The following is a 24,244-nucleotide window of genomic DNA, read 5'->3' on the forward strand; positions in this document are numbered from 1 at the left end:
ATATGCGCGCGGATTTGATCATCGTCGGTGCCGGCATGGTCGGCAGTACCCTGGCCCTGGCGCTCGAGCACAGTGGCCTGGATATCCTCATCGTCGATGGCAGCCCGCTCAGCGTGGCGCCGTTCGCCGCCGATGCACCGTTTGAACCGCGAGTCAGCGCGCTATCGGTGGCCAGCCAGCGCATCATCGAACGCCTTGGCGCCTGGCAGGGCATTGCAAGCCGGCGAGCCTGCCCCTATGGCGAGATGCGCGTATGGGACGGCTCCGGCACCGGCAGCATCCATTTCGCTGCGGCCAGCGTGCATGCCGACACCCTCGGCCATATCGTCGAGAACCGTGTGGTGCAGGATGCTCTGCTCGATCGCCTGCATGACAGCCAGATCGGTTTGCTACCCGGCGCCCGTCTGGAGCAACTGCGCCGCAGCGGCGACGACTGGCTGCTGACCCTTACCGATGGCCGCCAACTGCGCGCGCCGCTGCTGGTGGCCGCCGATGGCGCCAACTCGGCAGTGCGCCGCCTGGCCGGTTGCGCCACGCGTGAATGGGATTACCTGCACCACGCCATCGTCACCAGCGTGCGCTGCGAGCGCCCGCACCAGGCCACGGCCTGGCAGCGCTTCACCGACGACGGCCCGCTGGCCTTTCTGCCACTGGCCGGGCCGCCTGGCGAGCACTGGTGCTCTATCGTCTGGTCGACCGTGCCGGCCGAGGCCGAGCGCCTGATGGCAATGGGGGACGAGGATTTCTGCCGCGAGCTGAGTCGGGCGTTCGAGTCGCGTCTGGGCCGCGTGCTGCATGCCGATAGCCGTTTGTGCATCCCTTTGCGCCAGCGTCATGCCAAGCGTTACGTCGAGCCGGGATTGGCGCTGATCGGCGATGCCGCGCACACCATCCACCCGCTGGCGGGGCAGGGCGTCAACCTGGGCTTTCTCGATGCAGCGGTGCTGGCCGAAGTGCTGCTGCATGCCGCCGAGCGTGGCGAGAACCTGGCCGACGAGCGCGTGCTGAGCCGCTACGAACGCCGCCGTATGCCCTACAACCTGGCGATGATGGCGGCGATGGAGGGCTTCGAGCGGTTGTTCCAGGCCGACCCGCTGCCGCTGCGTCTGCTGCGCAATATCGGCCTGGATCTGGTCGATGGCCAGGCCGAGGCCAAGGCGCTGTTCGTGCGCCAGGCGTTGGGGCTGTCGGGTGATCTACCGGAGCTGGCCAGGATCTGAAACACCCTTTTACCTGTCATGGATGAATGAGGAGTGTGCAATGAAGCACATGCTGCGCTGTATGTTGATGATGACGCTGGTGCTGGCCGCAGGCTGCGGCACGATGGTGGGACGCGGCGGCAAGGACGGTGCCACGCAGGTGGATACCTACAAGGGGATCAACAGCGATCTCTATCTGCTGGGTGCACGTCCTGGGCCCAGTGGCAGCGGTAATGGTGGAACGATTGCGTGCTGGTTCAGCATCGTATGCCCGGTGCTGGTGGTCGTCTCCCTGCCGCTCGATGCGGTGATCGATACCCTGCTGCTGCCAGCCGACCTGCTGGCCACTCGCGAGCCCGAAAACGCCTTGTAACAACTGGCCATGATTGCGTGCCGCGTTTCGTTGAGAAGGTAAATGCCATTCACTACTATTCAGCCTCTTTGACGATGACCAAGAGGCTGGTTTCATGAAGGCTCGTAACGCGCTCTTTGCCGCATTCACCCTCAGTACCCTGGCGACCGCCGTTCAAGCCGCCGATGAAGTGGTGGTCTACTCCGCCCGGATCGACGAGCTAATCAAGCCGGTCTTCGATGCCTATACCGAGAAGACCGGGGTCAAGGTGAAGTTCATCACCGACAAGGAAGCCCCGCTGATCGCCCGCCTCAAGGCGGAGGGCGCCAACACGCCGGCCGATCTGCTGATCACCGTCGATGCCGGCAACCTCTGGCAGGCCGAACAGGCCGGTGTGCTGCAGCCGACCCAATCCGCAGTGATCGACGCCAACATCCCGGCCCAGTACCGCTCCAGCACCGACAGCTGGACGGGCCTGTCGCTGCGTGCGCGCACCATCTTCTACTCCACCGAGCGGGTCAAACCGGAGGAGCTGTCTACCTACGAAGCGCTGGCTGACAAGAACTGGGAAGGCCGCCTGTGCCTGCGCACCAGCAAGAAGGTCTACAACCAGTCGCTGACCGCCACCCTGATCGAAGCCCACGGCGCCGAGAAGACCGAGGAGATCATCAAGGGCTGGGTCAACAACCTGGCCACCGACGTGTTCGCCGACGATACCGCCCTGCTGCAGGCCATCGACGCCGGTCAGTGCGACGTGGGCATCACCAATACCTACTACTATGGCCGCCTGCACAAGCAGGATCCGGATCTGAAAGTAAAGCCGTTCTGGCCGAACCAGGATGGCCGTGGCGTGCACGTCAACCTCGCCGGTGCCGGTGTGACCAAGCATGCGCCGCATGCCGAGCAGGCCAAGAAGCTGTTGGAGTGGATGACCACCCCGGAAGCCCAGAGCATCTTCGCCGGCGTCAACCAGGAATACCCAGCCAACCCGGCGGTAGCGCCGTCCGCCGAGGTCGCTTCCTGGGGCACCTTCAAGGCCGATACCGTAGCCACTGAGGTGGCAGGCAAGCGCCAGGCCGAGGCGACCATGCTGATGGATCGCGCCGGTTGGCAGTGAGGCGGCTGCAGGCGGCAGGCCACAGGTAAGCACCCAGGTTGCTGCGCCTGAAGCTTGCAGCCTGTCGCCCCCGGCTGTTTTACTTCGACGCCCCGCCTGGCCGGGGCGTCGTCTTTTCTGCCTTTGAGGAATCCGCGTGCCGCATCCCGTCCAGCGTCGCTGGTACCCCATCGTCCTTGCTGCCGTTGCCCTGGTGCTGATGCCGTTGTCCGTGCTGCTGTTCAGCTGGCACGACGTCGATATGCAGATCTGGGCGCACCTGTGGCAGACGCAGCTGACGCGGCTGATCGGCAATACCCTGACGCTGGTGCTCGGCGTCGGCATCGGCGTGACCCTGCTGGGCGTCAGCCTGGCCTGGCTGACCAGCCTCTGCGAATTTCCGGGTCGGCGCTGGCTGGATTGGGCGCTGATGCTGCCGTTCGCCATTCCCGCCTATGTACTGGCCTTCGTCTTCGTCGGCCTGCTGGATTTCGCCGGCCCGGTGCAGACGCTGTTGCGCGAATGGTTCGGCAGCGGCGTGCGTTTGCCGCGCGTACGCTCCACCGGCGGCGTGATCATCGTCCTGGTGCTGGTGTTCTATCCCTACGTCTACCTGCTCGCGCGTACCGCTTTCCTGGCCCAGGGCAAGGGGCTGATGGAGGCTGCGAGGGTGCTTGGGCAGACGCCCTGGCAGGCGTTCTGGCGCGTCGCTCTGCCGATGGCGCGGCCAGCCATCGGCGCTGGCCTGGCGCTGGCGATCATGGAGACCCTGGCGGATTTCGGCGCGGTCTCGGTGTTCAATTTCGATACCTTTACCACCGCCATCTACAAGACCTGGTACAGCTTCTACAGCCTGACCAGCGCCACCCAACTGGCCAGCCTGTTGCTGCTCGCCGTGGCCCTGGTGCTCTATGGCGAGCGCCGCGCCCGTGGCGCCGCGCGCCCGGCCAACGAGCGTGCCCGTGGTCAGGCGCTGCACCACCTGAGCGGCTGGAAGGCTCTGGCAGCCAGCACCTGGTGCGGCCTGGTATTCGCCTGCGCCTTTGTCATCCCCGTGTTGCAGTTGCTGGCCTGGTTCTGGCAGCGCGGGCGTTTCGACCTCGATGAGCGTTATGCCGGGCTGATCCTGCACACGCTCTATCTGGGCGCCATGGCGGCACTGATCACCGTCAGTGTGGCGCTGCTGCTGGCCTTCGCCCGGCGGCAGGCACCGACGCGCCTGGTGCGGGCCGGTGTGGCCTTCGGCAACCTCGGCTATGCGTTGCCGGGCTCGGTGCTGGCGGTGGCGATCATGCTGGCGTTCAGCTTTCTCGACCGCGAACTGGTGATCCCGTTGAGCAGCGCCCTTGGCGGAGCCGGCAAACCGCTGCTGCTGGGCAGCCTGGCCGCGTTGCTGGTGGCTTACCTGATTCGCTTCCTGGCCGTGGCTTACGGGCCGCTGGAAACCAGCCTGGCGCGGATCCGTCCGTCCCTGCCCGAGGCGTCGCGCAGCCTTGGGGTCGGTGGTGTCAGCCTGTTCCTGCGCGTCTATCTGCCGCTGCTGCTGCCGGGGGCGCTATCGGCTGCCTTGCTGGTGTTCGTCGATGTGCTCAAGGAAATGCCGGCTACGCTGTTGATGCGCCCCTTCGGCTGGGAGACCTTGGCCGTGCGTGTGTTCGAAATGACCAGCGAAGGCGAATGGGCGCGCGCTTCGCTACCGGCATTGACCCTGGTCGCGGTCGGCCTGCTGCCGGTGATCCTGCTGATCCGTCGTTCGGCGCGGCGTTTCGGTTGATCAAGATAAACGCGGTGGGGCGGGTGCAACCCTCCCGTGTCGGGGCATGGCGGGTTGCACCCGCCCTACGACCTGAAGCGTGATCGTTGGTCGGGTGACCCCCGCTGACCTTGCGGCTACAATGCGCGCCATTCGCGAGCCGGGGCAGCCCGGCAGACGTGTCGAGAAGCGCAGGCGTGGCGCCCAGTGCAAGGCGCAGCCAGGCGAAAACGGCCGGGGTCGCGCCCGACTGTGCTCATACACATGAGCATTTCGAGCCTGGCTGTAACGCAGCAATGGCCACGCAGCTAGCTTCTCGAGGGTCTGAATCGCTTCGCCAAGCCCGGAAGGAGACACCCATGGGACAGCGTACCCCCCTCTATGACCTGCACCTGGCGCTGGGCGCCAAGATGGTGGATTTCGGCGGCTGGGACATGCCGCTGCACTACGGTTCGCAGGTGGAGGAGCATCATCAGGTGCGCCGCGATTGCGGCGTGTTCGACGTCTCGCACATGTGCGTGGTGGATATCGGCGGGAGCCAGGCGCAGGCCTACCTGCAGCGCCTGCTGGCCAATGACGTGGCGCGGCTGCAAAGCCCTGGCAAGGCGCTGTACAGCGCCATGCTCAACGAGCAGGGCGGGGTGATCGACGACCTGATCGTCTACCTGACGCATGACGGCTACCGCGTGGTGCTCAATGCTGGCACGCGTGACAAGGATCTGGCCTGGATGCATGCCCAGGCGGGCGATCATGACGTCAGCCTGCGTGAGCGCCGTGACCTGGCCATGCTCGCCATCCAGGGGCCCAAGGCCCGTGCCCGTACTGCCGAACTGGTGACCCAGGCCCGTGCTGCACTTATCCACGAGCTCAAGCCCTTCCAGGGCTTGCCCGAGGGCGACTGGTTTATCGCGCGCACTGGCTATACCGGTGAAGATGGCCTGGAAATCGTTCTGCCCGTGACCGAGGTGGTGGCCTTCCTCAACGATCTGGTCGGCGCTGGTATTTCGCCCATCGGCCTGGGCGCGCGTGACACCCTGCGCCTGGAGGCCGGGATGAACCTCTACGGCCAGGACATGGACGAAAGCGTCTCGCCCCTGGCCGCCAACATGGCCTGGACGCTGGCCTGGGAGCCAGCCGAGCGCAATTTCATCGGTCGCACAGCGCTCGAAGCGCAGCGTGCTGCCGGCTGCCCGAGCAAGCTGGTCGGCCTGGTGCTGGAAGAGCGTGGCGTGCTGCGTGCTCATCAGGTGGTACGCGTGGCCGATATCGGTGATGGCGAGATCACCAGCGGCAGTTTCTCGCCAACCCTGAACAAATCCATCGCCCTGGCTCGCGTGCCGGCGGCGACCGGTGAGCGCGCCGAGGTGGAAATCCGCGGCAAATGGTTCCCGGTGCGCGTGGTGCAGCCGAATTTCGTGCGCCATGGCAAACCGCTGATCTGAACATCGGGCCATGGCCGGGCTGTTGCTCGCGCCATGGCCTGCTAAATTGTCCTGGCGGCCCACTTGCCGTCATCGCTTACGAGGAACGAAACATGAGCAATATTCCCGCCGACCTACGTTACGCCGCCAGCCATGAGTGGGCGCGTCTGGAGGCCGATGGCAGCGTGACCGTGGGGATTTCCGACCACGCTCAGGAAGCCCTCGGCGATGTGGTATTCATCGAGCTGCCGGAAGTCGGCAAGCAACTGGCTGCCGGTCAGGAAGCCGGTGTGGTGGAGTCGGTCAAGGCCGCTTCCGACATCTATGCCCCGGTTGGCGGCGAAGTGATCGCCATCAACGAAGGCCTGGCCGATAGCCCGGAGAGCGTCAACAGCGATCCGTACGGCAGTTGGTTCTTCAAGCTCAAGCCGAGCGATGCCGGCGAGCTGGACAAGCTGCTCGACGCCGCAGCCTATCAGGCCAGCGCTGACGCCGACGCCTGATCCATCCGCAACACTCAGAAAACCCGCCTCGGCGGGTTTTCGCGTTTATGGCGTAGGGCAGGTGCAACCTGCCCAGGTGGCTGCGCCCTACGGGTGACCGTTCGTCGCATTGCTAACACTTTCTGAAAATACAGTATATAAAAATACATATTGTATTGAGTGAAGGTGTTTCATGGCCGAATCCATCGATATCGAGCAACTGCGTGCCAACGCCGACGCCGCTGGGCAATTGCTCAAGGCGCTGGCCAATCCGGATCGCCTGCTGTTGCTCTGTCAGCTCTCCCAAGGCGAGCGCAATGTCAGCGAGCTCGAGGCGCTGCTGGGTATTCAGCAGCCCACCCTGTCCCAGCAACTGGCGGTATTGCGCCGCGAAGGCCTGGTGGCGACTCGCCGTGACGGCAAACAGATCTTTTACAGCATCAGCAGCCCGGCGGCGCTGGCCGTGATCGAGACCCTGTACCGGCTGTTCTGTGAGGGCGCGCAATGACCATCGACTGGCTCAACTTCACCCCCTGGAGCGCATTGGCCGGCGGCGCGCTGATCGGCCTGGCTGCCTCCATCTTCGCCCTGGCCAATGGCCGTATCGCTGGTATCAGCGGTCTGCTTGGCAGTCTGCTGCAGCGTGGCGCAGAAGGGCGCGGTGAAAAAGCGGCGTTTCTCCTTGGCCTGCTGCTGGCGCCCTTGCTCTGGGGGCTGTTCGCGAGCATGCCGGATATTCATTTCCAGAGCGGCAGCCTGGGGCTGATCGTTGCCGGCGTGCTGGTTGGCATCGGCACTCGCTATGGCGCCGGTTGCACCAGCGGTCATGGTGTCTGCGGCATTTCCCGTCTGTCGCCGCGCTCGCTGATGGCCACCCTGTGCTTCATGGCTGCGGGTTTCCTCACGGTCTTTGTCCTGCGTCATCTCCTGGGAGGCTGAACATGAGCAGACTCAGTGCATTCGTCTGTGGCGTGTTGTTCGGACTCGGTCTGTTGCTGGCGGGGATGGCCGACCCGAGCAAGGTGCTGGCTTTTCTCGACCTGGCCGGCGCCTGGGATCCGTCGCTGGCGCTGGTGATGGTGGCAGCGATCGGCGTTGCCGCGCTGCCCATGACCCTGGCCCGTCGGCGCAGCCGCGCGCTGCTGGGCGGCGCCATGCAGTTGCCGATACGGCGTGACCTGGATGCCCGCCTGATCGGCGGCAGCCTGCTGTTCGGCGTCGGTTGGGGCATCGCCGGCATCTGCCCGGGGCCGGCTTTGGCGATCCTGCTGACCGGGCACTGGCAGGCGCTGCTGTTCGTCGCGGCGATGCTCGCCGGCATGCTGATCTTTACCGCGCTGGAGGGCCGGCGCGGACGTTGACCTGGAGAACCACCATGCAAGCCAATGTTGGAACCCTCGACCGCAGCCTGCGCATTGCCGTTGGCCTGATACTGATCGTGCTGAGCCTGACCGGCGTCATCGGCCTGTGGGGCTGGATCGGTGTGGTGCCGCTGGCCACCGGCTTCCTGCGCTTCTGCCCGCTTTACCCGGTGCTGGGGATCAGTACCTGCAAGAGGCCGTAACGTCGGTGGCCCCGATCAATTGATCTCTTCCAGCGCCTCGGCGAACTGGCGCACGGCATCGACTACTTGGCGTGCGCCGGTCTGGATGTCCTCGATCACGTGTCCGGCCTGATTGACCAGGGCCACGCCCTGTTCGACCTTGTGGCGGCTCGACTGCATGCTGTCCACCGCGTCCTGCGACAGCTCATGGTTGCGCTTGACCACCTCGACGATCTCCACCGTCGCCTGGGCGGTGCGCGCTGCCAGGTTGCGCACCTCGTCGGCGACCACGGCGAAGCCGCGGCCCTGCTCACCGGCCCTGGCCGCCTCGATGGCGGCATTGAGGGCGAGCAGGTTGGTCTGCTCGGCGATACCGCGGATGGTCTGCACGATGCTGCTGATGCGTTCCGACTGTTCGCTGACCGCCGTGATGCCCGAGGCGGCCCGTGACAGCTCGTCGGCGATACCGCGCACCATCTCCACCGTCTCAAGAATTACCTCGGCGCCATGACGAGCGCTTTCGTCGGTTTGCTGGGAGATCTCGTAGGCGAGTTTGGCCGCTTCTGATTCGGCCTGTTGCTGGCGCACCTGCGCGGTGATGTCGCGGGCGAACTTGACCACCTTGTAGAGCCGGCCACTGGCATCGAACACCGGGTTGTAGGTGGCGCTCAGCCAGACGATATCGCCGTTGCGGTTGACGCGCTGGAAGCGCCCGGAGAAGAACTCGCCACGGTTGAGTCGCTCCCAGAAATCGCGATAGGCCGGTGAGTCGGCTTCTTCTCGGGTGCAGAACTGCCGATGGTGCTTGCCGCGAATATCCTCCAGGCGATAGCCCATGGTTTGCAGGAAGTTGGCGTTGGCTTCCAGCACTTCGCCCTTGAGGTTGAACGCGATCACGGCCATGGAACGGCCGATCGCGTCGATCATGCTTTCCTGTTCCTGTTCGCGGGCCACCAGGGTGGTGATGTCGGTGGCCAGCTTGAGCACCGACTCGACGCGGCCATCGGCGCCCAGAATCGGGTTGTAGCTGGCTTCCAGCCAGACTTCCTGGCCCTGCTTGTTGCGGCGCAGGAAACGATCACGGATGTACTCGCCGGCCGCCAGGCGCTGCCAGAAACGCCGGTACTCGGCGCTGGCCTGGTAGTCGGGAAAGCAGAACAGTCGGTGGTGCTGGCCCTGAATTTCTTCCAGGCGGTAGCCCACGGTCGTGAGGAAATTGTCATTGGCGCCGATGATGGTGCCGTCGGGTTTGAACTCGATCATGGCCGTCGAGCGATCGACGGCAGCCTTCCTGGCGAGAGCGGCTTGCAACTGTTGACGAGCCGCTTCCAGGGCTTGCTTGAGGGCTTTATTGAACATGATGTGCTCGAGAGGATACGGGGATGATCCCGACCAATATTATCGGCTTGGTCAGGATCTACTTGAACCCCGCGCGAGCAATTTTCAGCGCTGTTGCGGCGCCGGCTGTTGCTGGGTGATGCAGTGGATATTGCCGCCGCCGAGGAGGATCTCGCGGCCCGGTACCATCACCACGCGATGCTCGGGGAAGAGCCGCTCGAGGATGGCACGCGCCTCGTCATCCTTGGCATCGTCGAAGCTCGGCGCCACGATGCCGCCGTTGACGATGAGGAAGTTGACGTAGGAGCCGGCCAGGCGCACCTCCGGGCTGCGTTCCTGGCTGCCTTCGACCATATCGACGCCGGCGCACTCTTCGGCAGTGGCGTGGATCGGGCCGGGAATCGGCATCTTGTGCACCACCAGTTGCCGGCCCTTGGCATCACGTGCGCTTTCCAGCACGCGCATGGCGGCCTGGCAGCGTGGGTAGTTGGGATCGTTCTCGTCGTCGGTCCAGGCCAGCAGCACTTCACCCGGGCGCACGTAGCAGCAGAAGTTGTCGACGTGGCCGTCGGTCTCGTCGTTGAACAGGCCGTCCGGCAGCCAGATCACCGTGTCGATGGCCAGGTGCTCGCGCAGGACATTTTCGATCTCTTCGCGCGACAGGTGCGGGTTGCGGTTCCTGTTCAGCAGGCACTCTTCGGTGGTGATCAGGGTGCCCTCGCCATCGACATGGATCGAGCCGCCTTCGAGCACGAAGCCTTCGGTACGGTAGCGCTTGCAACGTTCGACCTCGAGGATCTTGCGCGCCACCTGATCATCGCGCAGCCACGGCCAGTAGAGGCCGCCATCGAAGCCGCCCCAGGCATTGAAGGCCCAGTCCACACCGCGTACTTCGCCGCTGTCGTTGATCACGAAGGTCGGGCCGGTGTCGCGCACCCAGGCGTCATCGGTGGTGATTTCCACCAGGCGGATATTGCTCATGTCCAGGCGTGCGCGGGCATTTTCGTACTGGGCGGCGCTGACGCAGACGGTCACCGGCTCGAACTGGGCGATGGCACGGGCGACGGCGGCGAAGGCGGCCTGCGCCGGTTTGCCGCCATTGCGCCAGTTGTCGCTGCGTTCGGGCCAGACCATCCAGGTCTGGCTATGCGGCGCCCATTCGGCGGGCATGTGGAAGCCATCGGCGCGGGGAGTAGTGCTCAGGGTGGTCATAGTTCACCTGTAGCCCGGATACAATCCGGGGAATCGTGAGAAAAAGCCCCGGATTGCGTCCGGGCTACGTTCATTCGGACAGGCTTTCGCCGTCGAGCGTGGAGATTGGCCAGTATAGGTTCGGGCGGCGGTCACGGAATATACCCCAGGCCGTGCGCGTCTTTTCCAGGGCGGCGAGGTCGAAGCTGTGCACCAGGATGCCTTCCTCGGTCTGATCCAGTTCCTTCACCTTGGCGCCGTACGGGTCGGCGATGAACGAGCTGCCGTAGAAGGTGATGTCGTAGCCGTCCTGCTCCTCGCGGCCGATGCGGTTGCTGGCCACCAGCGGCATCACGTTGGCGCCGGCATGGCCTTGCTGCACGCGCTGCCAGTGCTCGCGCGAGTTGATGCCGGCATCGTGCGGCTCGCTGCCGATGGCGGTCGGGTAGAAGAGGATTTCCGCGCCCATCAACGCCATGCTGCGCGCGCATTCGGGGAACCACTGATCCCAGCAGATGCCCACGCCGATGCGCGCATAGGCGGTATCCCAGACCTTGAAGCCGGTATCGCCCGGGTTGAAGTAGTACTTCTCGTGATAGCCGGGGCCGTCGGGAATATGGCTTTTCCGATAAATCCCGAGGTTTGTGCCGTCGGCATCGAGGATGGCGATGCTGTTGAAACGGGCGCGACCGGCGCGCTCGAAGAAGCTGATCGGCAGCACCACCTTGAGCTCCGCCGCGACCTTGCTGAAGTGCGCAATGGCCGGGTTCTCGTCCACCGTGGTCGCCAGCTGGGTGTAGTCGGCGTTGGGCTTCTGGCAGAAGTAGGGCGTCTCGAACAGCTCCTGAATCAGGATGATCTGCGCGCCCTGGGCGGCTGCCTGGCGCACCAGCTTCTCGGCGTTGGCGATATTGGCGGCGCTATCCCAGGAACAGGCCATCTGGGTCGCGGCAACGGTGACGATACGGGACATAAAGCACCTCTTTGAGTGATATGAGGCCTGATACCGGCCTGCACAGGACGCCATGGTGGAAGCTCGACCAAGGCTGAATGGTCGATTTATATTCGATAAAAATCGAATTTGGAAGTGGTTTTAGAGATTGGGTGGTAAAAATTGCAGATTTTTATCGAATAAATATCTGCATTTTGTTGGCTGCAGGTACGGATTCATCCGTGACAGAGGGGGGGTCGCCAACCGGCGGTGTTCAGTTCGTGAGGGCGCAGGCGGCGTGAGATCAGGCCAGGGGCTCTAGGCGCTTGGGCAGGGCGGGCGGCAGGTACAGGCCGAGGTAGGCATCGAACACGCGCATGCCTTCTTCGGCCAGGCGCGGGGTGATGTGGCCGTGCAACTGCACGGAGCGGGCGTAGACGCGGTCGCCCAGGGACATGGCCAGGTTGAAGACGTCGATATCCGTCGGCAATTGCGGCAGGGGGAAGTGACGGTCGAACAGCGCCCGCATCAAACGGCCCAGCTCCTGATCGTGCTGGTGGTCGGCCTGCGCGACCTCGGCCAGGCCGTGTTGCGCCAGGATCAATTGGCGTGCAGCAGCGTCTTCGGAATAGATGGTCAGCATGCGCTGTTCGACCTGGCGCGAGAGGTCATGCCAGCTGCGCAGGGCTGTATGGTCGATCGGTTCCAACAGGCTGGCGCGGAAAGCCGCATGCACATCGGCAGTCAGCCCTTCGAGCAGCGCCGGGACGCTGGCGAAGAAGTGGTAGACCGAAGAGGGCGGGATGCCGGCGTGTTCGGCCACGCTGTAGATCGACAGGTTGGTCATGCCCTGCTCGGCCAGCAAGGCGCGAGCGGCGGCGAGAATCTGGGCGATTCTCGCCTGGCTGCTGGCGCGTGGCTTGCGCGTGCTGGCGGGGCGCGACATGGCGGAGCTCCTCGATACGTGAGGCGCTATTGGACGCCAGCCAGCGCCGGCGAGGCAAGCCTCGCCAGCCGATCAACTGCCCTGGCGGAAATGCTGCCAGACCTGGTTACGCATCTCGGCATGTTTTTCCGGCAGCACATCCAGCGGGAACAGCCGGCGCTTGGTTTCCTGATCCGGGTACAGGCCGGGCTGTTCGAGCAGGGCGGCCTCGATGAACTGCGCCGAGTCGGAATTGCCATTGGGGTAGAGGGTTTCGGAAGTGACCTGGGCGATCACCTTGGGTTGCATCAGGTAATCGATGAACCGATGGGCCAGGGCCGGTTGGCTGCTGGTGGCCGGGATCACCAGGTTGTCGATGAACAGCACCGAGCCTTCCTGCGGCACCACGAAGCGCACGGGTTGCCCGGCCTGGGCAGCGGCCAGGGCATCGCCGACCCAGGCCATCGACAGGCAAAGGTTGCCCTTGGCCAGGTCATCAATGTAGCGCTCGCTGTCGACGTAGCGCAGGTTAGGGCGCAGCGCGTCGAGTATCTTGCCGGCGCGCTGGATGCGGCTCGGTGCGCTGCGTGCCAGGCTGCGTCCCTGATAATTGAGCAGGAGTGACAGGCCCTCATCAGCGGCATCCAGCACGCTGATGCCACAACTGGCCAGGCGTGCGCTCTGCTGTGGATCGAACAGCAGGCTCCAGCTATCGGGTAGCGGGCCACCATAGGCAGCCTCGGCCTTGGGGGTATTGATGGCCAAGCCGACAGCGCCCCACAGATAGGGCACCGCATGACGATTTTGCGGATCGACGGCGGCCAGCTTGCTGAGCAGCTGTTTGTCCAGATGGCGGCTATTGGGCAGTTGGCTGAAGTCCAGCGGGAGAATGCGACCTGCGCTGATCAGGGCGGGCAGTTGATTGTGCGAAGGCACCGCGACATCGATGGCGTCACCGCTGTTGAGCGCCTTGTCCAGCTCTTCGGCAGTCGTGAAGGTGTGATAGTCGACTGCGATCCCGGTGTCGCGGGTGAAGTCTTCCAGTACCTGAGGTGCGATGTAGTCGTTCCAGTTGTAGACCGTGATGCTGTCGGCGGCCTGGGCCAGCCAAGGAGTGAGGCCGAGGAAAACGGCGACAAGAACGCGATGCATGTGAAGCTCCCTGAAGGATGAAGGCAACAGTATCCGCAGCTGAGGCGGGCGAAGGTTGATTCATGTCAGCGCAGCGGCCTTTGCGGCCAGGCGCAGGCCCCGGTGCAGAGCAGCGGGGCTGGCAGGTTGCAGGCAAAAAGAAGCCGGCTCTGCGGCCGGCTTTCTCGGGGTTACACGGTGTGCAGGTACCAGTTGTACTCGAGGTCGGAGATGGTGGTCTCGAACTCCTGCAGCTCGGCTTCCTTGCACGCGACGAAGATGTCGATGTACTTCGAGTCGATGTACTTGTTCATCACCTCGCTGTCGTCCAGCTCGCGCAGGGCATCGCGCAGGTTGTTCGGCAGGCTGGGCTCGAGCTGCTCATAGGAGTTGCCTTCGATCGGCTCGCCCGGCTCGATCTGGTTGGTCAGACCGTGGTGAATACCGGCAAGGATCGAGGCCAGCATCAGGTAGGGGTTGGCGTCGGCGCCGGCCACGCGGTGTTCGATGCGCACGGCGTCCGGGCTGCCGGTGGGGATGCGAACGGCCACGGTGCGGTTGTCCAGTGCCCAGCTCGGCGCGTTGGGCACATAGAACTGTGCACCGAAGCGGCGGTAGGAGTTGACGTTGGGGCAGAGGAACGCCATCGACGCGGCCATGGTGTCGAGAATGCCGCCGACGGCATGGCGCAACGAAGAGTTCTCCAGCGGATCTTCGGCTGCGAAGATGTTCTTGCCGGTCTTCTTGTCCAGCAGCGAGATGTGCACGTGCAGACCGTTGCCCGCCTGGCCCGGATAGGGCTTGGCCATGAAGGTGGAATCCATCTCATGGTCGTAGGCGATGTTCTTGATCAGGCGCTTGAGCAGCAGGGCGTAATCGCAGGCCTTGATCGCGTCTTCGACGTGATGCAGGTTGACTTCGAACTGTGCCGGGGCGCTTTCCTTGACGATGGCGTCGGCCGGGATGTCCTGCTCCTTGGCGGCTTCGAGCATGTCCTGCAGGCAGTCGACATATTCGTCGAGGTCATCGATCAGATAGACCTGGGTGGAGTGTGGGCGCTTGCCTGAGATCGGCGAGCGCGGCGGCTGCGGACGGCCGTTCACGTTCTCCTGATCGATCAGGTAGAACTCCAGTTCGAAAGCTGCGCAGATACGCAGGCCCAGTTCGTCGAACTTCTGTACCACCTGGCGCAATACCTCGCGCGGGTCGGCGAAGAAAGGCGTGCCGTCCAGCTCGTGCATGGTCATCAGCAGTTGCGCGGTCGGGCGCTTCTGCCAGGGCTCGTTGCACAGGGTATCGGGGATGGGGAAGCAGATACGGTCGGCGTCGCCGATGTCCAGGCCAAGGCCGGTGCTTTCGACGGTGGAGCCATTGATGTCGAGAGCAAAGAGCGAGGCCGGCAGGTTGATGCCTTTCTCGTACACCTTGTGAAGGGCATTACGGTCGATGCGCTTGCCGCGCACCACACCATTCATATCTGCAATAAGAAGGTCGACGAACTGGACCTCGGGATGTTCCTTGAGGAACGCGTTCGCTTCGTTAAGCTGAACGGCACGCGGGGGTACCGACATGATGCAACACCTTTTTGTTAAATATATCAATCATGCGACTGCATGGGTGTGAGTCAATCCGAAACGCACTTTACTGTCAAGCTGGCCTCTGAGTGCCCTGATGTGGGGCGTGATGGCCGTTTTTGGGGCATTTCAGGGCCATTCAGCAGGGCTCAACCCCTGTACGGCTGCGGTGCTCAATGGGGTGTGTTCAATTTTTTACAGCCCTATTGTGTAAAAAAATGAACAAGGCTAAGCTCGGTCGAAACCCCACTAACAGCAATAATACGGGTGTCCAATGTCTCGCTTGCCGATAATCGGCGTCAGCGCTCGCTTCAAGGCCCAGGGCCACAGCTCTCTCGCAGGTGCTTGCACCGCAGGGCTGCATGCCGACAGGAGCGGTATGTCGTGGCGTCAGCGGCAGGCGAATCTTGTCTCCTTCGTTCGCGAAGTTGTATCTGCCCCGGCTTTGCGCTGCATTCTTACCTCGTGTCACCTTAGTTCAGTCATGATCCAAGCGCAGGGTGCCGCACCCGTGCCTGTGTTTCGGCAGGTGCGTGGTTTGCATCTGGCTGCTGTACTGCAGCAAAAGCTTAGTATCGGGGGGCCAAGTTCTCCCTGAAAGGCGGGTAGCATCCGCACACTATCCTGCTCTCTTCCAGGCCTTTGGTGAGGCTTGCAGGGAGGGAGCGGGGCAACGCTGAACCCGCTATAGATATGCAGCAGGTTCTACAACCCTGAGGTCTCTATGAGTACCAAGCTAGACCAGCTCACGAGCTGGCTGAAAGAACGCAAAATCACCGAAGTCGAATGCCTGATCAGTGACCTGACCGGCATTGCCCGCGGCAAGATATCGCCGACCAACAAGTTCCTCGACGAGAAGGGCATGCGTCTGCCCGAGAGCGTGCTGCTGCAGACCGTGACCGGCGACTACGTCGAGGATGACATCTATTACGAGTTGCTGGACGAGGCGGACATCGACATGTTCTGCCGTCCCGATCCCAATGCCGTATTCCTCGTGCCCTGGGCCATCGAGCCCACCGCTATGGTGATCCACGACACCTTCGACAAGCAGGGCAACCCCATCGAGCTGTCGCCGCGCAACATTCTCAAGCGCGTGCTGCAGATGTATGCGGATAAAGGCTGGAAGCCCATCGTCGCGCCAGAGATGGAGTTCTACCTGACCAAGCGCAACAGTGACCCGGACTTCCCGCTGGTGGCACCGATGGGCCGTTCCGGCCGCCCGGAAGTGGGCCGACAGTCGTTTTCCATCGATGCCGCGAACGAATTCGATCCGCTGTTCGAAGACGTCTACGACTGGTGCGAGCTGCAGCACCTGGATCTCGATACGCTGATCCACGAAGACGGCCCGGCGCAGATGGAGATCAACTTCCGCCATGGCGAAGCCCTGCACCTGGCCGACCAGATCACCGTGTTCAAGCGCACCATGCGCGAGGCTGCGCTCAAGCATGACGTGGCGGCCACCTTCATGGCCAAGCCGATCACCGATGAGCCGGGCAGCGCCATGCACATTCACCAGAGCGTGGTGGACATCAAGACCGGCAAGAGCCTGTTCTCCAACGAGGACGGCACGATGAGCGAGCTGTTCCTGCATCACATCGGTGGTCTGCAGAAGTACATCCCCGAGCTACTGCCGCTGTTTGCCCCCAACGTCAACTCGTTCCGCCGCTTCCTGCCCGACACCTCGGCGCCGGTGAACGTCGAGTGGGGCGAGGAGAACCGCACCGTTGGCCTGCGCGTACCCGAGGCCAGCCCACAGAACCGCCGTGTGGAAAACCGCCTGGCGGGCGCCGATGCCAACCCCTATCTGGTACTGGCGGCGTCGCTGCTGTGTGGCTACATCGGCATGGTCGAGGGCATCAAGCCCAGTGCGCCGGTCAAGGGGCGTGGCTATGAGCGCCGCAACCTGCGCCTGCCGCTGACCATCGAGGCGGCGCTGGAGCGTATGGAAGCGTGCAAGGTGGCCGAGAAGTATCTGGGCGAGAAGTTCATGCGTGGCTATGTTGCCGTCAAGCGCGCCGAGCACGAGAACTTCAAGCGCGTGATCAGCTCCTGGGAGCGCGAGTTCCTGCTGCTGTCGGTGTAGTTCCGGCGCAGGTGTAGGGTGGGCTTTAACCCACCCTTGCAGGCTGATTCGGTGGGCTGAAGCGGATCGCCGCGCGGCCCACTCTACAAAAGTCCGTGAGCCGGCAGCGTTCACAGAAGAAGGTGTGGTAATGAACAAGCAAGCGAACAATCCCAAGACTGCCCATTGGCAGGCTCTGAGCCATGCTCACCATCTGGCGCCGTTCAGTGATTACAAGCAGCTGGCCGAGAAGGGCCCGCGCATCATCACCGAAGCCAAAGGTGTGCACCTGTGGGACAGCGAGGGCAACAAGATCCTCGATGGCATGGCCGGCCTGTGGTGCGTGGCCGTTGGCTATGGCCGCGAGGAGCTGGTCGCTGCAGCTTCCAAACAGATGTTGCAGCTGCCGTTCTACAACACCTTCTTCCAGACCGCGCACCCGCCAGTCCTGGAACTGGCGCATGCCATCTCCCAACTGGCGCCGGCCGGCATGAACCACGTGTTCTTCACCGGTTCAGGCTCGGAAGGCAACGACACCATGCTGCGCCTGGTACGCCACTACTGGGCGTGCAAGGGCCAGCCGAACAAGAAGATCATCATCGGCCGCGACAACGGCTACCACGGCTCCACCGTGGCCGGCGCCAGCCTCGGCGGCATGAAGTTCATGCACGAGCAGGGCGACCTGCCGATCCCGGGTATCGCGCATATCCCGCAGCCGTACTGGTTCGGCGAGGGCGGCGACATGACCCCGGACGCCTTCGGTATCTGGGCGGCTGACCAGTTGGAGAAGAAGATTCTCGAACTGGGCGAGGAAAACGTGGCGGCCTTTATCGCCGAGCCGATCCAGGGCGCCGGCGGTGTGATCATCCCGCCAGACACCTACTGGCCGCGCATCAAGGAAATCTTGGCCAAGTACGACATTCTCTTCGTCGCCGACGAGGTGATCTGCGGTTTCGGCCGTACCGGTGAGTGGTTCGGCAGCCAGCACTACGGCCTCAAGCCTGACCTGATGACCATCGCCAAGGGCCTGACCTCGGGCTACGTGCCGATGGGCGGGCTGATCGTCAGCGACAAGGTGTTCGAGGTGATCGAGGCGCATGGTGACTTCAACCACGGCTTCACCTATTCCGGGCATCCGGTAGCAGCGGCGGTGGGCCTGGAGAACCTGCGTATTCTCAAGGGAGAAGGCATCGTCGAGCGGGTGAAAGCTGAAACGGCACCCTATTTGCAGAGTCGTCTGCGTGAGCTGGCGGATCACCCGCTGGTGGGTGAAGTACGCGGTGTCGGCATGCTCGGTGCCATCGAACTGGTACAGGACAAGGCCAGCCGCAAGCGTTACCCGGATGACATGGCCGCCGGCATGGTTTGCCGTGGTCACTGCTTTAATAACGGTCTGATCATGCGCGCCGTAGGCGACACCATGATCATCGCCCCGCCGCTGGTGATCAGCCGCGAGGAAATTGACGAACTGGTGGAAAAGGCGCGCAAGTGCCTGGACCTGACTCTGCAGGAACTGCGTCGCTGAAGGGCAAGGCTGGCCAGGTGATGACTCGAAAGTTGTATCACTGCCATGACCTTGCCAGACTGCGCCAGTGCGTTGGCAAGCCACTTCCAGGGGCGCCGCGTACCTTCGGAACACCGACACGACAACAGGAGCTGTACGCATGAAAACATTCGGCAAGACCCTTCTCGCGTTGTCCCTGGCTGCTGCCTTTGCAGGCGCCGCTCAGGCAGAGGACAAAGTGCTGCATGTCTACAACTGGAGCGATTACATCGCCGAAGACACCCTGGCCAACTTCGAGAAGGAAACCGGCATCAAGGTTGTCTACGACGTCTTCGACAGCAACGAAGTCCTGGAAGCCAAATTGCTGGCCGGCAGCTCGGGCTATGACGTGGTCGTACCGTCCAACCCCTTCCTGGCCAAGCAGATCAAGGCTGGCGTGTTCCAGAAGCTGGACAAGTCCAAGCTGCCGAACTGGTCGAACCTGGACAAGGATCTGCTGCACGCACTGGAGCCGAGCGATCCGGGCAACCAGTACTCGATCCCTTACATGTGGGGCACCATCGGCATCGGCTACAACGTCGAGAAGGTCAAGGCGGTACTGGGTGACAACGCGCCGGTCGACTCCTGGGATCTGGTGTTCAAGCCGGAGAACATGGAAAAACTCAAAGCCTGTGGCGTTTCCTTCCTCGACTCGCCAACCGAGATCCTGCCGGCCGCGCTGCACTACCTGGGCTATGCCCCGGATAGCAACAAGGGCGACGAGCTGAAGAAGGCTGAAGAGCTGTTCATGAAGATTCGCCCGTCGGTGGCCTACTTCCACAGCTCCAAGTACATCTCCGACCTGGCCAACGGCAACATCTGCGTCGCCATCGGCTACTCGGGCGATATCTACCAGGCCAAGGCCCGCGCCGAAGAGGCGAAGAACGGCGTTCAGGTCAGCTACAACATCCCGAAAGAGGGCGCCGGCGCCTTCTTCGACATGCTCGCCGTGCCGGCCGATGCCAAGAACGTCGAAGCCGCCCATACCTTCCTCAACTACCTGATGAAGCCGGAAGTCATGGCCAGCATCACCAACTACGTGCAGTTCCCCAACGGCAACGCCGCTGCCACGCCGCTGGTGGATGAAGCCCTGCGCACCGACCCGGGTGTCTACCCGAGCCCGGAAGTGCTGAAGAAGATCTACACCTTCCCGGATCTGGCTCCGGCGGTGCAGCGCAACATGACCCGCAGCTGGACCAAGATCAAGTCCGGTCGCTGATCGCGTAAGCAGCAAGGCCTGGCGGGCATGCCCGCCAGGTTTCCCAGGGACACTTTACAGGGCCACGATGGCCACCGATGCGCGCGTGTTCGGGCCAAGAGCCTAGGGGTGGTACCGGTGCAGCTTGATCTCGATCTGGCAGTCGCTGATTCCCGACGCGTTTTCCTATAAAGTGCCGCGCTTTTTTTAGCGGCGCAGCAAAGCGAGGATGAAACTGTGCGAGTAACCCTGCCCAAGACTCTGATCGCCCTGGCAGCCGCTACCCTGAGCGGGGCCGCTCTGGCCCAGCAAACGGTGCACATCTACAACTGGAGCGACTACATCGGCGAACAGACTCTGGCCAACTTCGAGGCCAAGACGGGCATCAAGCCGGTCTACGACGTGTTCGACTCCAATGAAACCCTCGAAGGCAAGCTGCTCGCCGGCCGTACCGGCTACGACGTGGTCGTGCCGTCAAACCATTTCCTCGGCAAGCAGATCAAGGCCGGTGCCTTCCAGAAACTGGATCGCGCCAAGCTGCCGAACTGGAATAACCTCGACCCCGCGCTGCTCAAGCAGCTGGAAACCAATGACCCCGGCAACCAGTACGCCGTACCTTATTTGTGGGGCACCAACGGCATTGGTTACAACGTCGAGAAGGTCAAGGAAGTGCTCGGTGTCGACGAGATCGACTCCTGGTCGGTGCTGTTCGAACCGGAGAACATCAAGAAGCTCAGCCAGTGTGGCGTCGCCTTCCTCGATTCGGCCGACGAGATGATTCCGGCCATGCTCAACTACCTGGGCCTCAACCCCAACAGCACCAACCCGGACGATTACGCCAAGGCTGAAGCCAAGCTGCTGGAAGTGCGGCCGTACGTCACCTATTTCCACAGCTCCAAGTACATCGGCGACCTGGCCAACGGCAACATCTGCGTGGCCGCCGGTTTCTCCGGCGACATCCTGCAGGCTGCCGACCGCGCCGAGGAAGCCGGCAAGGGCATCGACATTGCCTACGCCATCCCCAAGGAAGGCGCCAACCTGTGGTTCGACATGCTGGCCATCCCGGCGGATTCGGCCAATACCGACCAGGCCCTCGCCTTCATCAACTATCTCCTCGATCCGCAGGTAATCGCCGAAGTCAGCGATTACGTCGGCTATGCCAACCCCAACACCAAGGCCGGTGAGCTGATGGATCAGGACGTGCGTAACGATCCGTCCGTGTATCCGCCACAAGCCGTACTGGACAAGCTGTACATCTCCGCCGAATTGCCGGTGAAAGTGCAGCGTTTGATGACTCGCGCCTGGACCAAGGTCAAGTCGGGTCAGTAATCGTTCCTGTCCGGCTGCAGGGGCCGGGCATAATCTTCCGGGAGTTTTCCGATAATGGCTGTCGCTTCCAGCGCCTACAAAAAAGCCCTCGAAGGGAACCAGACACCGAAAGAGGTGCTGGTGAAGATCGACCGGGTTACAAAGAAATTCGACGAGACAGTGGCCGTCGACGACGTATCGCTGACCATCAACAAGGGTGAAATCTTCGCCCTGCTCGGTGGCTCCGGATCCGGCAAGTCCACGCTGCTGCGCATGCTCGCTGGTTTCGAGCGACCCACCGAGGGACGCATCATCCTCGATGGCGTGGACATCACCGACATGCCGCCGTACCAGCGGCCGATCAACATGATGTTCCAGTCCTACGCGCTGTTCCCGCACATGACCGTGGCGCAGAACATCGCCTTTGGTCTGCAGCAGGACAAGATGGCCAAGGCCGAGATCGAAGAGCGTGTCAACGAGATGCTCAAGCTCGTGCACATGACCCAGTACGCCAAGCGTAAGCCGCACCAGCTCTCTGGCGGTCAGCGTCAGCGTGTGGCGCTGGCCCGCTCGCTGGCCAAACGGCCGAAGCTGCTGCTGCTCGACGAGCCGATGGGCGCCCTGGACAAGAAGCTGCGTTCGCAGATGCAGCTCGAACTGGTTGAGATCATCGAGCGCGTGGGCGTGACCTGCGTGATGGTCACCCACGACCAGGAAGAGGCCATGACCATGGCCCAGCGCATCGCCATCATGCACCTGGGCTGGATCGCCCAGACCGGCAGCCCGATCGATATCTACGAGACGCCGGCCAACCGCCTGGTGTGTGAATTCATCGGTAACGTCAACCTGTTCGAAGGCGACATCACCACGGACGACGCCGACCACGCCATCATCAGTTGTCCGCAGTTGGACAAGCCGATCTACATCGGCCACGGCATCAGTACCCGTGCCGAGGAGAAGAAGGTCACCTACGCCCTGCGTCCGGAAAAACTGCTGATGGCCACTGAACTGCCGGCCGATCACGAACACCCGGAATACAACTGGAGCCGTGGCCACGTGCACGACATCGCCTACCTGGGCGGCCACTCGGTGTTCTACGTCAAGCTCGACTCCGGCCAGGTGGTGCAATGCTTCATCGCCAACGCCGAACGCCGCGGCAAGCGTCCGACCTGGGACGATCCTGTGGTGGTGTACTGGGAAGACGACAGCGGCGTGGTACTGCAATCATGAAACTGGCCAAACTCTCGCGCTATCTGCCCAGCGGGCGGCATGCCGTGATCGGCATTCCGTTCCTGTGGCTGTTCCTGTTCTTCCTGCTGCCCTTCATCATCGTGCTGAAGATCAGCTTCGCCGAAGCCGACGTGGCCATCCCGCCGTACACGGAAATCTACGAGTGGGCGGATAACAAGCTGACCATTCTGCTCAACCTGGGTAACTACATCTTCCTTACCGAAGATGCCCTGTACCTGTCGGCCTACCTGGGCTCGCTGCAGATCGCCTTCTTCAGCACCCTGCTGTGCCTGGTGATCGGCTATCCGATGGCCTATGCCATCGCCCGTGCGCCAAAGGACCGGCAGACGGTCTACCTGCTGCTGATCATGATGCCGACCTGGACCGCGATCCTGATCCGTGTCTATGCCTGGATGGGCATTCTCGGCAACAACGGCCTGCTCAACAGTTTTCTGCAGGGCATCGGTCTGATCCACGAACCGCTGCAGATCCTCAACACCAACATCGCGGTGTACATCGGCGTGGTCTATTCCTACCTGCCGTTCATGATCCTGCCGCTTTACGCCAACCTGGTGAAGCACGATCACACCCTGCTGGAGGCTGCCTCCGACCTGGGTTCGAGCAACTTCAACAACTTCTGGCGCATCACCGTGCCGCTGTCGAAGAACGGCATCATCGCCGGCTCCATGCTGGTGTTCATCCCGGTGGTCGGCGAGTTCGTCATCCCCGAACTGCTCGGCGGTCCGGAGACCCTGATGATCGGCAAGGTGTTGTGGCAGGAGTTCTTCAACAACCGCGACTGGCCGGTGGCATCCGCCCTGGCGGTGGTCATGCTGGCGATCCTTATCGTGCCCATCATTCTGTTCAACCGTAACCAAGCCAAGGAACTGGAGGGCCGCCCATGAAACGTGTGAGCTTCTCCAGTGTCATGCTCTGGGCGGGCCTGGCATTCATCTACCTGCCGATGGTCATCCTGGTCATCTACTCGTTCAACGCCTCGCGCCTGGTCACGGTTTGGGGTGGCTGGTCGGTGAAATGGTACGTCGGCTTGCTGGACAACACCCAACTGATGAGTGCGGTGGCGCGCTCGCTGGAAATCGCCCTGTACACTGCCATCTCTGCGGTGATTCTCGGCACTCTGGCGGCGTTCGTGCTGACCCGTATCACCCGCTTCAAGGGACGCACGCTGTTCGGTGGCCTGGTCACCGCACCGCTGGTAATGCCTGAGGTGATCACCGGTCTGTCGCTGCTGCTGCTGTTCGTGTTGATGGCGCAACTGCTTGGCTGGCCGGAGCAGCGCGGCATGTCTACCATCTGGATCGCCCACACCACGTTCTGCTCCGCCTATGTGGCAGTGGTGGTGTCGTCGCGCTTGCGTGAGCTGGATATGTCCATCGAAGAGGCCGCCATGGATCTCGGCGCACGGCCGTGGAAGGTGTTCTTCCTGATCACCGTACCGATGATCGCGCCGTCGCTGGCAGCGGGGGCGATGATGTCCTTCGCCCTGTCGCTGGACGATCTGGTACTGGCCAGCTTCGTCTCCGGTCCGGGTTCGACCACCTTGCCGATGGAGATCTTCTCTGCCGTGCGCCTGGGGGTTAAGCCGGAGATCAACGCCGTGGCCAGCCTGATCCTGCTGGTGGTGTCGTTCGCCACCTTCCTGGCCTGGTTCTTCAGCCAGCGCGCCGAGGAAAAGCGCAAGAAGGCGCTGCAGCAGGCGATGGAAGAGACTACTTCGCCATCCTGGCAGCCAGGCAAGGTCTGATTGTCACGATGCGGTATGAAAACGGGCCTCGATGGCCCGTTTTTTATTTGGCATGGGTGATACCGGACTGGCAAGTTTGGGTCAGTGTGCTTTGGTTTTTGGTGTAAAGCTGCTTATCGAGTTCTGCTGATGGCTCCCGTTTCGCCTCCCGGCGACCTTCTTTTGTCAAACGCCACAAAAGAAGGCAAAAAGTCTTGGCCCT

General features: G+C 62.7%; 23 protein-coding genes and 1 pseudogene. 17 read left to right on the forward strand and 7 right to left on the reverse strand.

Annotated features, from left to right (window positions below; genetic code table 11):
- Positions 1-2: 2 nt before the first annotated feature.
- The 10 genes from ACODS1_RS22690 to ACODS1_RS22735 all read left to right on the forward strand — a co-directional run bounded on the left by ACODS1_RS22690 (position 3) and on the right by ACODS1_RS22735 (position 7,867).
- Positions 3-1,220 carry a 2-octaprenyl-3-methyl-6-methoxy-1,4-benzoquinol hydroxylase gene (locus tag ACODS1_RS22690; RefSeq protein WP_489087426.1) on the forward strand — a complete coding sequence of 406 codons (1,218 nt, stop codon included), beginning with the start codon at positions 3-5 and terminating at the stop codon, positions 1,218-1,220.
- A 40-nt stretch (positions 1,221-1,260) separates the two neighbouring features.
- Complete coding sequence (locus tag ACODS1_RS22695) at positions 1,261-1,572, forward strand: YceK/YidQ family lipoprotein (RefSeq protein WP_322981859.1); 312 nt, start codon at positions 1,261-1,263, stop codon at positions 1,570-1,572.
- Positions 1,573-1,666: 94 nt separating this feature from the next.
- Positions 1,667-2,668 (forward strand): extracellular solute-binding protein, encoded by a 1,002-nt coding sequence (locus ACODS1_RS22700; RefSeq protein WP_322981860.1) that lies wholly within the window; start codon positions 1,667-1,669, stop codon positions 2,666-2,668.
- Between the two features lie 136 nt (positions 2,669-2,804).
- Positions 2,805-4,421: an ABC transporter permease gene (locus tag ACODS1_RS22705; RefSeq protein ID WP_489087427.1), complete on the forward strand. Its 1,617-nt coding sequence runs from the start codon at positions 2,805-2,807 to the stop codon at positions 4,419-4,421.
- Positions 4,422-4,759: 338 nt separating this feature from the next.
- A complete protein-coding gene (gene gcvT, locus ACODS1_RS22710) occupies positions 4,760-5,842 on the forward strand; it encodes a glycine cleavage system aminomethyltransferase GcvT (RefSeq protein WP_489087428.1) in 1,083 nt (360 codons plus the stop codon).
- Positions 5,843-5,934: 92 nt separating this feature from the next.
- The gene (gene gcvH, locus ACODS1_RS22715; protein WP_322981863.1) at positions 5,935-6,324 is read left to right on the forward strand and encodes a glycine cleavage system protein GcvH; all 390 of its coding nucleotides are present in this window, start codon (positions 5,935-5,937) and stop codon (positions 6,322-6,324) included.
- Positions 6,325-6,496: 172 nt separating this feature from the next.
- A complete protein-coding gene (locus ACODS1_RS22720; RefSeq protein ID WP_322981864.1) occupies positions 6,497-6,811 on the forward strand; it encodes a metalloregulator ArsR/SmtB family transcription factor in 315 nt (104 codons plus the stop codon).
- Positions 6,808-7,242 carry a YeeE/YedE family protein gene (locus tag ACODS1_RS22725; protein WP_489087429.1) on the forward strand — a complete coding sequence of 145 codons (435 nt, stop codon included), beginning with the start codon at positions 6,808-6,810 and terminating at the stop codon, positions 7,240-7,242. Before ACODS1_RS22720 ends, ACODS1_RS22725 begins: the two co-directional genes overlap by 4 nt.
- 2 nt (positions 7,243-7,244) lie before the next feature.
- Positions 7,245-7,664, forward strand: coding sequence for a DUF6691 family protein (locus ACODS1_RS22730; protein ID WP_489087430.1), 420 nt, complete (start codon positions 7,245-7,247; stop codon positions 7,662-7,664).
- A gap of 14 nt (positions 7,665-7,678) precedes the next feature.
- Complete coding sequence (locus tag ACODS1_RS22735) at positions 7,679-7,867, forward strand: YgaP family membrane protein (protein WP_489087431.1); 189 nt, start codon at positions 7,679-7,681, stop codon at positions 7,865-7,867.
- Between the two features lie 15 nt (positions 7,868-7,882).
- On the opposite strand, the gene ACODS1_RS22740 is transcribed toward ACODS1_RS22735, so the two are convergent.
- From ACODS1_RS22740 to ACODS1_RS22770, 7 genes and pseudogenes are all read right to left on the reverse strand, one after another.
- Positions 7,883-8,434 (reverse strand): methyl-accepting chemotaxis protein, encoded by a 552-nt coding sequence (locus tag ACODS1_RS22740; RefSeq protein ID WP_372240607.1) that lies wholly within the window; start codon positions 8,432-8,434, stop codon positions 7,883-7,885.
- Positions 8,429-9,205 (reverse strand): annotated as a pseudogene (locus ACODS1_RS22745) (PAS domain-containing protein); the annotation flags it as partial. The gene ACODS1_RS22740 and the pseudogene ACODS1_RS22745, both read right to left, overlap by 6 nt.
- An 84-nt stretch (positions 9,206-9,289) precedes the next feature.
- On the reverse strand, positions 9,290-10,396 hold the full coding sequence (aguA, locus tag ACODS1_RS22750; RefSeq protein ID WP_489087432.1) for an agmatine deiminase: 1,107 nt from the start codon (positions 10,394-10,396) through the stop codon (positions 9,290-9,292).
- Between the two features lie 70 nt (positions 10,397-10,466).
- Positions 10,467-11,348: an N-carbamoylputrescine amidase gene (gene aguB, locus ACODS1_RS22755; RefSeq protein ID WP_489087433.1), complete on the reverse strand. Its 882-nt coding sequence runs from the start codon at positions 11,346-11,348 to the stop codon at positions 10,467-10,469.
- Between the two features lie 262 nt (positions 11,349-11,610).
- Positions 11,611-12,252 carry a TetR/AcrR family transcriptional regulator gene (locus tag ACODS1_RS22760; protein WP_489087434.1) on the reverse strand — a complete coding sequence of 214 codons (642 nt, stop codon included), beginning with the start codon at positions 12,250-12,252 and terminating at the stop codon, positions 11,611-11,613.
- A 72-nt stretch (positions 12,253-12,324) separates the two neighbouring features.
- Positions 12,325-13,383, reverse strand: a complete 1,059-nt coding sequence (locus tag ACODS1_RS22765; protein ID WP_489087435.1) for a polyamine ABC transporter substrate-binding protein — start codon at positions 13,381-13,383, stop codon at positions 12,325-12,327.
- A gap of 170 nt (positions 13,384-13,553) precedes the next feature.
- Positions 13,554-14,933 (reverse strand): glutamine synthetase family protein, encoded by a 1,380-nt coding sequence (locus tag ACODS1_RS22770; RefSeq protein ID WP_322981872.1) that lies wholly within the window; start codon positions 14,931-14,933, stop codon positions 13,554-13,556.
- A 727-nt stretch (positions 14,934-15,660) separates the two neighbouring features.
- Between ACODS1_RS22770 and ACODS1_RS22775 the strand changes: the two genes are divergently transcribed.
- The 7 genes from ACODS1_RS22775 to ACODS1_RS22805 all read left to right on the forward strand — a co-directional run bounded on the left by ACODS1_RS22775 (position 15,661) and on the right by ACODS1_RS22805 (position 24,042).
- Positions 15,661-17,019 carry a glutamine synthetase family protein gene (locus ACODS1_RS22775; RefSeq protein ID WP_322981873.1) on the forward strand — a complete coding sequence of 453 codons (1,359 nt, stop codon included), beginning with the start codon at positions 15,661-15,663 and terminating at the stop codon, positions 17,017-17,019.
- Positions 17,020-17,149: 130 nt separating this feature from the next.
- On the forward strand, positions 17,150-18,523 hold the full coding sequence (locus ACODS1_RS22780; RefSeq protein ID WP_489087436.1) for an aspartate aminotransferase family protein: 1,374 nt from the start codon (positions 17,150-17,152) through the stop codon (positions 18,521-18,523).
- A 139-nt stretch (positions 18,524-18,662) separates the two neighbouring features.
- Complete coding sequence (locus tag ACODS1_RS22785; protein WP_489087437.1) at positions 18,663-19,760, forward strand: polyamine ABC transporter substrate-binding protein; 1,098 nt, start codon at positions 18,663-18,665, stop codon at positions 19,758-19,760.
- 216 nt (positions 19,761-19,976) lie between these two features.
- Positions 19,977-21,068, forward strand: coding sequence for a polyamine ABC transporter substrate-binding protein (locus ACODS1_RS22790; RefSeq protein WP_489087438.1), 1,092 nt, complete (start codon positions 19,977-19,979; stop codon positions 21,066-21,068).
- Between the two features lie 54 nt (positions 21,069-21,122).
- Positions 21,123-22,277, forward strand: a complete 1,155-nt coding sequence (potA, locus tag ACODS1_RS22795) for a polyamine ABC transporter ATP-binding protein (protein WP_489087439.1) — start codon at positions 21,123-21,125, stop codon at positions 22,275-22,277.
- Between the two features lie 23 nt (positions 22,278-22,300).
- Positions 22,301-23,182: an ABC transporter permease subunit gene (locus ACODS1_RS22800; RefSeq protein ID WP_322981881.1), complete on the forward strand. Its 882-nt coding sequence runs from the start codon at positions 22,301-22,303 to the stop codon at positions 23,180-23,182.
- On the forward strand, positions 23,179-24,042 hold the full coding sequence (locus tag ACODS1_RS22805) for an ABC transporter permease subunit (RefSeq protein ID WP_322981878.1): 864 nt from the start codon (positions 23,179-23,181) through the stop codon (positions 24,040-24,042). Before ACODS1_RS22800 ends, ACODS1_RS22805 begins: the two co-directional genes overlap by 4 nt.
- Positions 24,043-24,244: the final 202 nt, after the last annotated feature.

The organism is Pseudomonas sp. FG29 (assembly GCF_057809355.1).